We start from the raw sequence: 13,919 nt of genomic DNA, 5'->3' as shown, positions 1-13,919 counted from the left end.
GCACTGTTCTTATCAGACGGCTGAGCGCGCGCTTAGGGGCGCTCAGGCGGTTTCGAACCGGACGACGACCGATTTGCTGGCCGGGGTGTTGCTGGTGTCCGCGGTGGCGTCGAGGGGGACGAGCACGTTGGTCTCCGGGTAGTACGCGGCGGCGCAGCCGCGGGCGGTGGGGTAGTGGACGACGCGGAAGCCTGGGGCGCGGCGTTCGACGCCGTCCTTCCATTCGCTGACGAGGTCGGTGTAGGCGCCGTCGGCGAGGCCGAGGGCCTGGGCGTCGTCGGGGTTGATCATGACGATGCGGCGGCCGCCCTTGATGCCGCGGTAGCGGTCGTCGAGGCCGTAGATCGTGGTGTTGTACTGGTCGTGGGAGCGCAGGGTCTGGAGCAGCAGCCTGCCTTCGGGGAGCTTCGGGTACTCGACCGGCGCGGCGGTGAAGTTGGCCTTGCCGGTGGCGGTGGGGAAGCGGCGTTCGTCGCGGGGGGCGTGGGGGAGGGTGAATCCGCCGGGCCGTGCGACGCGGGTGTTGAAGTCCTCGAAGCCGGGGACGACGCGGGCGATGCGGTCGCGGATCGTGCCGTAGTCCTTCTCGAACTCCTCCCAGGGGGTGGTGGAGGAGGGGCCGAGGACGGCGCGGGCCATGCGGGCGACGATGGCGGGTTCGGAGAGCAGGTGGGGGCTCGCGGGGGTGAGGTTGCCGCGTGAGGAGTGGACCATGCCCATGGAGTCCTCGACGGTGACGAACTGCTTCCCGCCGGCCTGGGTGTCCTTGTCGGTGCGGCCGAGGGTGGGCAGGATCAGGGCGCGGGTGCCGGTGACGGCGTGCGAGCGGTTGAGCTTGGTCGAGACGTGGACGGTGAGCCGGGCGCGGCGCATCGCGGCTTCGGTGACGGCGGTGTCGGGGGTGGCGCCGACGAAGTTGCCGCCCATGGCGAAGAAGACCTTGGCGTCGCCGTCGCGGAGTGCCTGGATGGACCGTACGACGTCGTAGCCGTGGTGCCGGGGTGAGGTGATGCCGAATTCCTGGTCGAGGGCGTCAAGGAAGGCGGTGGAGGGCCGTTCGAAGATGCCCATGGTGCGGTCGCCCTGGACGTTGGAGTGGCCGCGTACGGGGCAGACGCCGGCGCCGGGCCTGCCGATGTTGCCGCGCAGGAGGAGGAGGTTGACGACTTCGCGGATGGTCGGCACGGAGTGTTTGTGCTGGGTGAGGCCCATGGCCCAGCAGACGACGGTGCGTTCCGACGCGAGGATCATGGCGAGCGCCTGTTCGATGGCGTCGCGGTCGAGGCCGGTGGCGGTGAGGGTGTCGTCCCAGTCGGCCGCGCGGGCGGCCTGGGCGAATTCCTCGTAGCCGTGGGTGTGTTCGGTGATGAAGGCGGTGTCGACGGCTCCGTCGGCCTCGATGATCATTTTGTTGAGGAGGCGGAAGAGTGCCTGGTCGCCGCCGATGCGGATCTGGAGGAAGAGATCGGTGAGGGTGGCGCCCTTGAGCATGCCGTGGGCGGTCTGGGGGTTCTTGAACCGTTCGAGGCCGGCTTCGGGCAGCGGGTTCACCGAGATGATCTTCGCCCCGGCGTTCTTGGCCTGTTCGAGGGCGGAGAGCATCCGGGGGTGGTTGGTGCCCGGGTTCTGTCCGGCGACGATGATCAGGTCGGCGTGGTGGAGGTCTTCGAGGCTGACGCTGCCCTTGCCGATCCCGATGGTCTCGGTGAGGGCCGAGCCGGACGACTCGTGGCACATGTTGGAGCAGTCGGGCAGGTTGTTGGTGCCGAATTCGCGGGCGAAGAGCTGGAGGAGGAAGGCCGCCTCGTTGCTGGTGCGTCCGGAGGTGTAGAAGAGTGCCTCGTCGGGGGAGGAGAGCGCGGTCAGCTCCTCGGCGATGATCGCGAAGGCGCGTTCCCAGGTCACGGCCTCGTACCGGTCGGCGCCCTCGGGCAGATACACGGGCTGTGTGATGCGTCCTTGCTGTCCGAGCCAGTAGCCGCTGCGGTTGCCGAGGTCGGCGACGGGGTGGGCGGCGAAGAAGTCGGGGGTGACGCGGCGCAGGGTCGCTTCCTCGGCGACGGCCTTCGCGCCGTTCTCGCAGAATTCGGCGGTGTGGCGCTTGTCGCCCTCGGGCCAGGCGCAGCCGGGGCAGTCGAAGCCGTCCTTCTGGTTGACCTTGAGGAGGGTCTGCGCGGTGCGCCGGACGCCCATCTGCTGCTGGGCGACGCGCAGGGTGTGGGCGACGGCGGGCAGCCCGGCGGCGGCGTGCTGGACCGCGTCGATCCGCGGGGCGTCCTGGACCGGGTCACCGGTCGGGGGCTTGGTGGCCATGGTGCTCCCCTTCGAGCCTTCGGTGCCTGCGGGTGTGGTGCGGGCGCGCGTGTCGCGGCCGGCCGGGCCCGTGGCGTCCTGTCTCTTCTTCTTACGCCTTGACGGTCCTCCGATCCTGTCATGCACGCGTGGCGGGTCGCCGGGCGGGAAGCGAGGCGGCTCGAGTGGGTGCGGCAGCGGTGTCCCGGCCGGGGCGGGGGCGGCGGCCGGTCCGGATTGTCGGTGGTCCGTGGCAGGATCGGGGGCGTGGCTGAGACGGCATCGAAGAAGACGGCAGACAACCGACCGCGCCTGCTCCTGATGGACGGGCACTCCCTGGCGTACAGGGCGTTCTTCGCCCTGCCCGCGGAGAATTTCACGACGGCGACGGGACAGCCGACGAATGCCGTGTACGGCTTCATGTCGATGCTGGCGAACACGTTGCGTGATGAGGCGCCCACGCATTTCGCGGTGGCGTTCGACGTGTCCCGCAAGACGTGGCGCGCGCAGGAGTTCCCCGAGTACAAGGCGAATCGTTCGAAGACCCCCGACGAGTTCAAGGGGCAGGTCGAGCTGATCGGTGAGCTTCTGGACGCGATGCGCGCGGACCGGTTCGCAGTGGATGGTTTCGAGGCCGACGACGTCATCGCGACGCTGGCCACGCAGGCCGAGGCGGCGGGCTTCGAGGTGCTGATCGTCACGGGCGACCGGGACTCGTTCCAGCTGATCACGGACAATGTGACGGTGCTCTACCCGACGAAGGGTGTCTCGGAGCTGACGCGCTTCACCCCGGAGAAGGTCGAGGAGAAGTACGGCCTCACGCCTTCGCAGTATCCGGATTTCGCGGCTCTGCGGGGCGACCCCTCGGACAATCTTCCGGGCATCCCGGGGGTGGGTGAGAAGACGGCGGCGAAGTGGATCAACCAGTTCGGTTCGTTCGCGGAGCTGGTCGAGCGGGCCGACGAGGTCAAGGGCAAGGCGGGCCAGAACTTCCGGGACCATCTGGACGCGGTGAAGATGAACCGTGTGCTGACCGAGATGGTCCGTGACGTGGAGCTGCCGAAGGCCCCGGCCGAGCTCGAGCGCGCTCCGTACGACCGCACGGCGGTCACGGGTGTGCTGGACATCCTGGAGATCCGTAACCCGAGCCTGCGCGAGCGGCTGCTGGCCGTCGATCCGGGTGCGGAGGAGGCCGGTCCGCCGGAGCCCCTGGCCGGTATCGAGCTGGACGGCGCGGTGCTGGGGGCGGGGGAGGTCGCTCCGTGGCTGGACGCCCACGGGGGGCAGCCGCTCGGTGTGATGACCGTCGACACCTGGTCGCTGGGGACGGGCGCGGTCACGGAGATCGCGCTCGCCGCCGCGGACGGTGCCGCCGCCTGGCTGGACCCGGCCGAGCTCGACGAGGCCGACGAGCAGGCACTCGCCGCCTGGCTCGCGGACCCGGCGCGGCCCAAGGTCCTGCACAACGCCAAGAACGCCCTGCGGGTCTTCCCCGAGCAGGGCTGGCGGTTGGAGGGCATCACCATGGACACCGCGCTCGCCGCCTATCTCGTCAAGCCGGGCCGCCGCTCCTTCGCCCTGGACGCCCTGGCCGTGGAGTACCTCGGCCGTGAGCTGGCCCCGGCCCCCGCGTCCGACGGGCAGCTGGCCTTCGGCGCGGACGACCGTGCGGAGGCCGACGCCCTGATGGCGCAGGCCCGCGCGGTGCTGGACCTCGGGGACGCGTTCACGACGCGTCTGAAGGAGGTCGGCGCGACCGGGCTGCTGCACGACATGGAGCTGCCGACCTCCATCATGCTGGCCCGTCTGGAGCGGCACGGCATCGCCGCCGACCGGTCACACCTGGAGGGCATGGAGCAGCAGTTCGCCGGTGCGGTGCAGCAGGCGGTGAAGGAGGCGCACGCCGCGGTGGGCCGTGAGTTCAACCTCGGCTCGCCCAAGCAGCTCCAGGGAGTGCTCTTCGGTGAGCTGGCCCTGCCCAGGACGAAGAAGACGAAGACCGGTTACACGACCGACGCGGACGCGCTGGCCTGGCTGGCCGCGCAGACCGAGCACGAGCTGCCGGTCATCATGCTGCGCCACCGGGAGCAGGCGAAGCTGCGGGTCACGGTCGAGGGCCTGATCAAGACGATCGGCGGGGACGGCCGGATCCACACCACGTTCAACCAGACGGTCGCGGCGACGGGCCGGCTCTCGTCCACCGACCCGAACCTGCAGAACATCCCCGTGCGCACGGACGAGGGGCGGGCGATCCGCCGCGGCTTCGTGGTCGGCGAGGGCTTCGAGACGCTGATGACGGCCGACTACAGCCAGATCGAGCTGCGGGTGATGGCCCACCTCTCGGAGGACGCCGGGCTGATCGAGGCGTTCACCTCCGGGGAGGACCTGCACACGACGGTCGCCTCGCAGGTGTTCGGCGTCGAGAAGTCGGCCGTCGACGCGGAGATGCGCCGCAAGATCAAGGCCATGTCGTACGGGCTGGCGTACGGGCTCTCCGCGTTCGGTCTCTCCCAGCAGCTGAACATCGAGGCCGGCGAGGCACGCGGGCTGATGGACACCTACTTCCTGCGGTTCGGCGGGGTGCGTGACTATCTGCACCGGGTCGTGGAGGAAGCCAGGTCCACCGGGTACACGGAGACGATCCTCGGCCGCCGCCGATACCTCCCGGACCTGAACAGCGACAACCGCCAGCGGCGCGAGGCCGCCGAGCGGATGGCGCTCAACGCCCCGATCCAGGGGACGGCCGCCGACATCGTGAAGGTCGCGATGCTGCACGTGGACCGGGCGCTGAGGGAGGCGGAGCTGACGTCACGGATGCTGCTCCAGGTCCACGACGAAATCGTCTTGGAGATCGCGAAGGGCGAGCGGGAGCAGGTCGAGGAGATCCTCCGCCGGGAGATGTCCACGGCGGTCGAGCTCCGTGCGCCGCTGGACGTCTCGGTCGGTGTCGGCAAGGACTGGGAGACGGCCGCGCACTGAGTTCCCTTCCGGGAGCCGCGCTCAGCCGGCGTCCTGGCCGGACGGGCGGCCCCGCGCGGTATCCGCAAGGGGCCCGTCCGCCGGGCGGGGTCCGTCCGCCGCACGGGGCCCGGACGGTTTCCGCAGCAGCCGCGCCCACGCCCCGTACAGCACCAGGCCGGCCGCCAGGCCCGCCCCGGCGCCGAAGCACGCGGTCGGAACGATGTCCAGGGGTGTGTCGACGCGCCCGAAATGCGCGTACCAGCGGGCACACCGGTGGGCGGCGCCGAGCAGGACGCACAGCACCAGGAACGCACCGGCCCACCGGCGTTCGGCCCGGCTCAGCACCGGCACGGACGCCGGGACCGGGACCGGGCCGGTGCCCCGCAGCCCCGTGTGGATGAACCACGCCAGGACCACCAGGGCCACGGCCGAGCTGCCGTACTGGACGATCTGGAACACCGGATGGCCGCCGACGCTCCGGCCGAGGACGGGGATCAGCTCCGTGCCCCACCGGTCGTGGTGCGTGAAGGCGTCCCACACCACGTGGGTCCCCGAGCCGATGACGGCGGACAGGACGAACCACACCGCCTCGTGAAGGATGGGGCGGCCCGGCTCACGGCGACGCCCCCGCACGAAGGCGTGCACCCGCCCCCGAGCCGCCACGGGCAGCAGCGCGACGAGCGGTTCGCGCAACAGCAGCCAGAGTGCCACCAGGGCGCCGGTGGCGAGGACATCCACGGTGAACACTCCCCACACGGTGTGTGTCACCTCGCCGAACTCCATCGCCCCCGGCACCACCGTGTCCGCGTAGTAGGTGAGGTCGGGAGCGAACGACCCGGCGACGAGCGCCGAAGCGACGAGGGGCCCACGGCCCGTGCCGGACCTGCGGATTCCCGGGAGCACGGCTGCGGCGTGGCTGAGCGTGAACGGCATGGCGGCAAGTATGCGTGAGCCCCTGTCACCCGCGGCTGCACCCGGACGACTTGACGGCAGTGAAGCTGAGAAACCGGTGAGAACCGGGCGGGGACCAGTGTTCGGGCGGCCGGAGTTGTCGTAGGGTCGCCTGAGTTCTCGCGCGGGGAGCGCGGACAGTCGTCGACGGGGAGGAACCGACACGTATGGCAGCGCAATTCGGCCGCAGGCTGCGCAGGGGGGCCACGACCACCGCGGTGGCCGCCGCCGCCGTAGCAGCCCTCTCCGCCTCCCAGGCTCCCGCCGCACCACACCCCGGCAGTGCCGCGGACGACCGGACCGCGGCCGGTGCGACACCGCCCGGCGACAGCGCGGCCACGGGCAACTCGCCCTACTACACGGACCTCCCGCCGCTCGAGACGCCCGACAAGCCCGGTTCGTCCGTGAACCTGCCGGTGACCGGCAGCGCCGAAGCGGGCATTCCGGCCACCGTCCTGTCCGCGTACAAGAAGGCCGAGCAGAACCTCGCGAGCACCGATGCCGCGTGCCGCCTGCCGTGGCAGCTCCTCGCCGCGATCGGCAAGGTCGAGTCCGGCCAGGCCCGCGGCGGCAAGGTCGACGCGAACGGCACCACCTTCTCCCCGATCCTCGGCCCGGCGCTCAACGGCCAGGGCTTCGCGCTCATCAAGGACACCGACGGCGGGGCGTACGACGGGGACTCGACCCACGACCGCGCGGTCGGCCCGATGCAGTTCATCCCGTCGACGTGGGCGACCTGGGGCCAGGACGCGAACGGTGACGGACGCAAGGACCCCAACAACATCTACGACGCGGCGCTGGCCGCCGGCCGCTACCTCTGCGCCGGCACCCGCGACCTGTCGCTCGCCACGGACCTCGACCGGGCGGTGCTGAGCTACAACCACTCCACCGAGTACCTGCGCACCGTGCGCTCCTGGTTCGACTACTACAACCGCGGGACCCACGAGGTCCCGGACGGCACGGGCGTCCTCCCCAAGGACACGGACACCGGCACGCCCTCCCCTTCACCCACGCCCACCCCGCCGGCCACCTCGTCGCCGGCGACCACGCCGCCCGCCACGACCCCGCCCGCCACGACCCCGCCGGCCACGACGCCTCCGCCCACCGGGCCGACGACGCCGCCGACCACGCCTCCGCCGACCACACCCCCGGCCCCGGCACCCGGCGCGACCTTCGGCAGCCTCGAGAACGCGGGCACCGGTACCCTCACCGCCACGGCGGGCGACGCGTTCTCCGAGCGCGTCAAGGTCCGTGCGAGGAACAAGCTGGGCGCGCCGCTCGCCAAGACGCCGGTCACGTTCACGGTCGTCGGTGACACGGACACCCGCTTCGCCGAGGGGAAGCGCACCGTGACCCTGACCACCGGGGCCGACGGCACAGTCACCGCTCCCGTCCTGACGGCCGGCGAGAAGACGGGCCCCTTCAGGGTGACCGCCGTCGCCGGCACCAGCGCGCCGCGCACCGTCAGCTATCTCGGGACCGTCACGGCCCGGGTCGCGGACACCCTCGTCCGTACCGACGAAAAGGCCCTGACGGCCGCCCCCGGCGCCGAGTTCGCCGACCGGCTGGAGGTCAAGGCGGCGTACAAGGGCACGGGGGTCGCGGACACCACCGTCACCGCCACGATGATCACGGACGCGGAGACGCCCACCGCGAACGACAAGGGTCCGTACTTCAAGGACGCGCTCGGCACCCCCCTCCGCGTCCTGTCCCTGAAGACCGGCGCCGACGGGATCCTCGAACTCCCGAAGATCTACGCCGACGACACGGCGGGCACCTACAGGCTGCGGCTCACCACCGCGAGCGGCGCCACGCTGACCGTCGAGCTGGAGGTCGAGGCCCCCGCGGTCTGACCCGCACGGCACCAGAGGCTTCCGGCTCCGGCCGGAAGCCTCTGGACCCGGGTCCTAGTCGCGGCGCAGCCGCGCCGACGTGAAGCGCGTGGCCTCCATCGAGGCCGGGTCCTCCGGCCAGGGGTGCTTCGGGTAGCGGCCGCGCAGCTCCGCCCGTACGCCCTTGTAGCCCTCCCGCCAGAACGACGCCAGGTCCGCCGTGACCGCCGCCGGCCGCCCGGCCGGCGACAGCAGATGGACCAGGACGGGCACCCCCGCCACCCGGGGCGTCTCGCCCATCCCGAAGAGCTCCTGGAGCTTCACCGCGAGCACGGGCTGCTCCCCGCCGTACTCCACCCTGATCCGGGACCCGCTCGGCACCTCGATCCGTTCCGGGGCGAGCTCGTCGAGCCGGCCGGCCTCGCCCGTCGACCACGGCAGCAGTCGCCGGAGCGCCTGCCCGGCGTCGATCCGGCCCAGATCCGCGCGGCGGGAGGCACGGGAGAGCTCGGGCTCCAGCCACTCGTCGGCGCGGTCCAGCAGCGCGCGGTCCGACACGTCGGGCCACGGTGCCCCCAGCACCCGGTGCAGGAACGCGAGCCGCAGCCGCAGCTGCTCGCTGTCCCGCGTCCACCGCAGCAGCCCCGGCCCCTCCCGGCGCAGTCCATCCAGCAGCGCCGCGCGCACCAGCCCCGGGGCAGGGTTGCGCAGCGCGCGTACGGACAGCTCGACGGCTCCCAGGCGTTCCACGGAACGTGCCACCACGTCGCCGTCCGCCCACCGGACCTCCTCCCCGGAGAACCGCAGATGTCCCGCGGCCAGCCGTGCGGTGCCCTCGTCGACGACGGCCGCCAGCCGCACCCGGGCGGACGCGGCGTGGGCGGGCCGGTCCGCGACCGCCACCGCCAGCCACGGCGCGCTGCGCAGCCGTGAGCCGTCCCGGAGCTCCGCGCCCGTGCCCGACACCATCAGGAACGTCCCCTCGCCCCGGGCCCGCGCCACCCGCTCCGGGAACGCCAGCGCCGCCACCAGCCCCACGGCCGCGTCGTCCGGGCCGGTACCGGCGTCCGCCGGGGAACCGAGGGCCTGCGAGAGCCGCCGCACCTCCTGCCGCCAGCGCGCCGCGTAGCCGTCCCCGCCGCGCCGTGCCGTGCGCAGCGCGTGCGCCAGGTCGTCGCCGTACTCCCGCGGCGGCTCCTCGCCGATCAGAGCCACCACCTCCGCGGCGCGGCGCCCGCCGACCTCGTCCGCGCCGTCCAGCAGGGCACGGGCCAGCCGGGGGTGCAGACCGAGCCGGGACATGCGCACACCCCGGTCCGTCGCGCGACCCGCGGTGTCCACCGCGCCGACCGCGCCCAGCACCTCCCGGGCCGCCCCCATGGCGCCGGCGGGCGGCGGATCCAGCAGCGCGAGCCCCGAGGCGTCCGGATCGCCCCAGCAGGCCGCCTGCAGCGCGAACGCCGCGAGGTCGGCCACCTTGATCTCGGGGGAGGGGAACGCGGCCAGGCGCCCGTCCTCGGCCTCATCCCAGCAGCGGTACACCGCGCCCGGAGCCTCGCGCCCCGCCCGGCCCGCGCGCTGGCGTCCCGCCGCCCGCGACGCCCGCACGGTCGTCAGGGCGCCCAGCCCCCGCGCGTGGTCGGTACGCGGCTCCCTGGCGAGGCCGGAGTCCACGACGACCCGCACCCCGGGCACCGTCAGCGACGACTCCGCCACGGACGTCGCCAGCACCACCCGGCGGCCGCCCGACGGCCCCGCCAGCACCGCGTCCTGTACGGCCGCCGGGGCGCGCCCGTGCACCTGGAGCACCTCGGCGTCCACGCCCGCGAGCTGTCCGGCCACCCGGCCGATCTCGCCGACACCGGGCAGGAAGCAGAGGACGTCACCGTCGCGCTCGGCGAGTGCCCGGCGCACCACCGCGGCCACATGGGTCAGCAGCGCCGGATCCACCCTCATGCCGTGCGGCGGGCGTACCGGACCGGCGGGCGGCGCCCACACCACCTCGACCGGATGGGACACCCCCTGGGCCTCGACCACCGGCGCGTCGCCCAGCAGCCGCGCCCACCCCGCGGCGTCCGTCGTCGCCGACGCCGCCACCAGACGCAGGTCGGGCCTGATCGTGCCCCGTACGTCGAGGAGGAACGCAGCGGCCGTGTCCGCGTCCAGATGACGCTCGTGACACTCGTCGATGATCACCACGTCGACGCCGGCCAGCTCCTGGTCGCGCTGCAGCCGCTGGAGCAGCACCCCGGTGGTGACGACCTCCACCACCGTGCCGCGCCCCACCACGCGTTCCCCGCGCACCGTGAAGCCGACGCGTTCCCCGGGCCGCTCCCCGAGCAGCCACGCCATCCGCCGTGCCGCGGCCCGGGCGGCGATCCGGCGTGGTTCGGCGACGAGGACCCGGCGCGCCGGACCGCCGCCGGTCAGCCCGGCGAGGACCAGGGGCACGAGGGTCGTCTTGCCGGTCCCGGGCGGCGCGCACAGCACCGCGGCACCCCGCTCGTCCAGCGCGCGCTCCAGGGCGGGCACAGCGGTGCGTACGGGCAACTGGTCCAGGGCGTCGGTACGGATCACGCCCCCAGTCTCGTACGCCCGCCGTTCAGGCGGACCGGTGGTCCCTCACGAGGCCGGGCGGTAACTCACGAGGCCCGGTCGTCCCGCTCGCAGACGAAGATCGCGGTGCCGGGGATCAGGTTGCCGCGCAGCGGGGACCAGCCGCCCCACTCCTGGTCGTTCCAGGCCGGCCACTCCGGTTCCACGAGATCGATCAGCCGGAAGCCGCCCGCCACCACGTCCCGCACCCGGTCGCCCAGTGTCCTGTGGTGCTCGACGTACACCGCGTCGCCGCTCCCGTCCTGCTCCACGTACGGCACGCGGTCGAAGTAGGAGGCGGAGACGGAGAGGCCCTCGGGGCCCGGCTCGTCCGGGAACGCCCAGCGGATCGGGTGCGTCACCGAGAAGACCCAGCGGCCCCCGGGCCGCAGCACCCGGTGCACCTCGCGGAACACCTGTACGGGGTCGGCGACGAAGGGCACCGCGCCGTAGGCGGAACAGGCCAGGTCGAAGGAGCCGTCCCGGAAGGGGAGCCGCCCGGCGTCGGCCTCCACGAGGGGGACGCCGTCACCGATCCGCAGGGCGTGCTGGAGCTGGCGGTGGGAGAGGTCCAGGGCCACCGGTCGGGCGCCACGCGCGGCGAGCCAGCGCGAGCACTGGGCGGCGCCCGCCCCGATCTCCAGGACGTCGCGGCCCTTCAGGTCCGCCGCCGGGCCCAGCAGGGCGGCCGCCGCCTCGTCCAGCCCCTCCGGGCCCCAGACGAAGCGGTCGTCCCCGAGGAACGCTCCGTGGTCGCTCTGGTACTCGTCGGCGTTCCGGTCCCACCAGCCGCGGCTCGCCCGGCTGCTCTCCGCCTCGCCGGCTTCCCGCCGGGTCGCCTCGGGTTCGGACTCGTAGATCTCTTGGCTCATCGTGCCCGTCGTTGTAGTTTGCCTTCACCCGCCTCGCGCGGGTGCCTCCACGGGCCGCAGGGGGTGAGTGCGCCCGTGTGCGCACGACACGCCGCTGCGACCGATGTGGCCTCGGTGAACGTGAGTTGCGCCGGGATTGGGGTGTTGTGCCCCGGGTGTGCGCCTTCGCGCATTGACCCTGTCCGGCTGCCCCCGTATGCTACAAGTTGCGCTGCGAGCCTGCGCGCTTCAGACCTAGCAGGCCGCGCTCGCGTCTGTTGCATGTCCCCTCGGTTGTCGAGGCGCCTTCCGGTTAACGGATCGGTGCTTTCCAGGCTGTCCGGTCTTCTGCAGAGGCGATACGGGCTCTCGGCGTAGCAGTACCTACGACTCACTGTCCGTACCGGAGCCCTTTCCCACATGACGAGCAGCACCGAGACCACCGCCACCACTCCGCAGGTTGCGGTCAACGACATCGGCGACGCGGACGCGTTCCTCGCGGCGATCGACGAGACGATCAAGTACTTCAACGACGGCGACATCGTTGACGGTGTCATCGTCAAGGTTGACCGGGACGAGGTTCTCCTCGACATCGGTTACAAGACCGAAGGCGTCATCCCGAGCCGCGAGCTCTCGATCAAGCACGACGTCGACCCGAACGAGGTCGTCAAGGTCGGCGACGAGATCGAGGCCCTGGTTCTCCAGAAGGAGGACAAGGAAGGCCGCCTGATCCTCTCGAAGAAGCGCGCTCAGTACGAGCGTGCCTGGGGCACCATCGAGAAGATCAAGGAAGAAGACGGCATCGTCACCGGTACCGTCATCGAGGTCGTCAAGGGTGGTCTCATCCTCGACATCGGCCTCCGTGGCTTCCTCCCGGCGTCGCTCGTCGAGATGCGTCGTGTCCGCGACCTCCAGCCCTACGTGGGCAAGGAGCTCGAGGCCAAGATCATCGAGCTGGACAAGAACCGCAACAACGTGGTCCTGTCCCGCCGTGCCTGGCTCGAGCAGACGCAGTCCGAGGTCCGCCAGACGTTCCTCACGACCCTGCAGAAGGGTCAGGTCCGCTCCGGCGTCGTCTCCTCGATCGTCAACTTCGGTGCCTTCGTGGACCTGGGTGGCGTCGACGGTCTCGTGCACGTCTCCGAGCTGTCCTGGAAGCACATCGACCACCCCTCCGAGGTTGTCGAGGTCGGCCAGGAAGTCACCGTCGAGGTCCTCGACGTCGACATGGACCGCGAGCGCGTGTCGCTGTCGCTCAAGGCGACGCAGGAAGACCCGTGGCAGCAGTTCGCCCGTACGCACCAGATCGGGCAGGTCGTCCCCGGTAAGGTCACCAAGCTCGTTCCGTTCGGTGCGTTCGTGCGCGTCGACGAGGGCATCGAGGGCCTGGTGCACATCTCCGAGCTGGCCGAGCGCCACGTGGAGATCCCGGAGCAGGTCGTCCAGGTCAACGACGAGATCTTCGTCAAGGTCATCGACATCGACCTCGAGCGTCGTCGCATCAGCCTCTCGCTGAAGCAGGCCAACGAGGCGTTCGGCGGAGACCCGGCCTCGGTCGAGTTCGACCCGACGCTGTACGGCATGGCCGCGTCGTACGACGACCAGGGCAACTACATCTACCCCGAGGGCTTCGACCCCGAGACCAACGACTGGCTCGAGGGCTTCGAGGCGCAGCGCGAGGTCTGGGAGACGCAGTACGCCGAGGCGCAGCAGCGCTTCGAGCAGCACCAGGCCCAGGTCATCAAGTCCCGCGAGGCCGACGAGGCTGCCGCTGCCGAGGGCGCTGCCGCCCCGGCCGGCGCTGCCCCGGCTGCCTCCGGTGGCAGCGGTGGCGGCGGCGGCGGTTCGTACTCCTCGGAGTCCGCGGACAACTCCGGCGCCCTGGCGTCGGACGAGGCCCTGGCTGCCCTGCGCGAGAAGCTGGCCGGCGGCCAGAGCTGACGCTCTGACCCCAGCCGCTCATCGGCTGTAGAGCTGTAGGTGAGGCCCGTCCCCTCCGGGGGGCGGGCCTCACCCATGTCCGGACGCGGGCCTCGCGGCGTGTGCGGGCGCGGCCTCAGGGGGTGACGGTGATGTTCGTCAGCCGCTTGCCGTCAAGGCGTGCACGGTGGTGCGGCAGCTCGTGTCGGTGACGTGGACGGCGAGCTGCCCGCGCCGGTGAGCGGCTGTTCTCGTGCGTGAATGTCGGGCGAGTGCCTGAATGTGCCCGTGACGGTAAGGGTGGGGCGTGGGCATTTCAAGGTCTGGACCAATGCGACCCCGGTTGCCGGCGGACGGAAGAAACGTGTGGGATACACGAGTGGCTGACGGCCCGTAACAAGCGCTTGCCAGGATCCGCGCAACGTCCGGATCACCAGGGGAGCCAGGGATGACAGACACCTCGATCAGCTCACGCGTCTCGCAGGACTCTCCCGTGGCTGCAGGCGCCAGCCGCCGC

At 71.9% G+C, this 13,919-nt stretch carries 7 protein-coding genes; 3 read left to right on the top strand and 4 right to left on the bottom strand.

What is annotated here, in order from left to right:
• Window positions 1-42 precede the first annotated feature (42 nt).
• Complete coding sequence (locus ACZ32T_RS01045) at window positions 43-2,313, bottom strand: FdhF/YdeP family oxidoreductase (protein WP_467364738.1); 2,271 nt, start codon at window positions 2,311-2,313, stop codon at window positions 43-45.
• Between the two features lie 246 nt (window positions 2,314-2,559).
• On the opposite strand from ACZ32T_RS01045, the gene polA reads away from it, so the two are divergent.
• A complete protein-coding gene (gene polA / locus ACZ32T_RS01040) occupies window positions 2,560-5,271 on the top strand; it encodes a DNA polymerase I (protein WP_467364736.1) in 2,712 nt (903 codons plus the stop codon).
• A gap of 21 nt (window positions 5,272-5,292) precedes the next feature.
• Here polA and ACZ32T_RS01035 read toward each other — a convergent pair whose 3' ends face one another.
• Complete coding sequence (locus ACZ32T_RS01035; protein ID WP_467364734.1) at window positions 5,293-6,186, bottom strand: DUF4184 family protein; 894 nt, start codon at window positions 6,184-6,186, stop codon at window positions 5,293-5,295.
• 185 nt (window positions 6,187-6,371) lie between these two features.
• On the opposite strand from ACZ32T_RS01035, the gene ACZ32T_RS01030 reads away from it, so the two are divergent.
• Window positions 6,372-8,057: a lytic transglycosylase domain-containing protein gene (locus tag ACZ32T_RS01030; protein ID WP_467364732.1), complete on the top strand. Its 1,686-nt coding sequence runs from the start codon at window positions 6,372-6,374 to the stop codon at window positions 8,055-8,057.
• 54 nt (window positions 8,058-8,111) lie between these two features.
• On the opposite strand, the gene hrpB is transcribed toward ACZ32T_RS01030, so the two are convergent.
• On the bottom strand, window positions 8,112-10,613 hold the full coding sequence (gene hrpB, locus ACZ32T_RS01025) for an ATP-dependent helicase HrpB (RefSeq protein WP_467364730.1): 2,502 nt from the start codon (window positions 10,611-10,613) through the stop codon (window positions 8,112-8,114).
• A 65-nt stretch (window positions 10,614-10,678) separates the two neighbouring features.
• The gene (locus ACZ32T_RS01020) at window positions 10,679-11,503 is read right to left on the bottom strand and encodes a class I SAM-dependent methyltransferase (RefSeq protein ID WP_467267311.1); all 825 of its coding nucleotides are present in this window, start codon (window positions 11,501-11,503) and stop codon (window positions 10,679-10,681) included.
• 399 nt (window positions 11,504-11,902) lie between these two features.
• Here ACZ32T_RS01020 and rpsA point away from each other — a divergent pair, with 399 nt between their 5' ends.
• Window positions 11,903-13,423, top strand: a complete 1,521-nt coding sequence (gene rpsA / locus ACZ32T_RS01015; RefSeq protein WP_451131390.1) for a 30S ribosomal protein S1 — start codon at window positions 11,903-11,905, stop codon at window positions 13,421-13,423.
• Window positions 13,424-13,919 lie beyond the last annotated feature (496 nt).

It is taken from the genome of Streptomyces sp. NPDC023573 (genome assembly GCF_055559735.1).
Note: the sequence above shows the minus strand (reverse complement) of the source record. Positions and strands in the feature narration are given on the sequence as shown.

Excerpts from the sequence above, each read along its gene's own strand:
- ACZ32T_RS01045 (WP_467364738.1), bottom strand. The coding sequence starts at position 2,313 with ATGGCCACCAAGCCCCCGACCGGTGACCCGGTCCAGGACGCCCCGCGG.
- ACZ32T_RS01035 (WP_467364734.1), bottom strand. The coding sequence starts at position 6,186 with ATGCCGTTCACGCTCAGCCACGCCGCAGCCGTGCTCCCGGGAATCCGC.
- ACZ32T_RS01030 (WP_467364732.1), top strand. The coding sequence starts at position 6,372 with ATGGCAGCGCAATTCGGCCGCAGGCTGCGCAGGGGGGCCACGACCACC.
- ACZ32T_RS01020 (WP_467267311.1), bottom strand. The coding sequence starts at position 11,503 with ATGAGCCAAGAGATCTACGAGTCCGAACCCGAGGCGACCCGGCGGGAA.
- rpsA (WP_451131390.1), top strand. The coding sequence starts at position 11,903 with ATGACGAGCAGCACCGAGACCACCGCCACCACTCCGCAGGTTGCGGTC.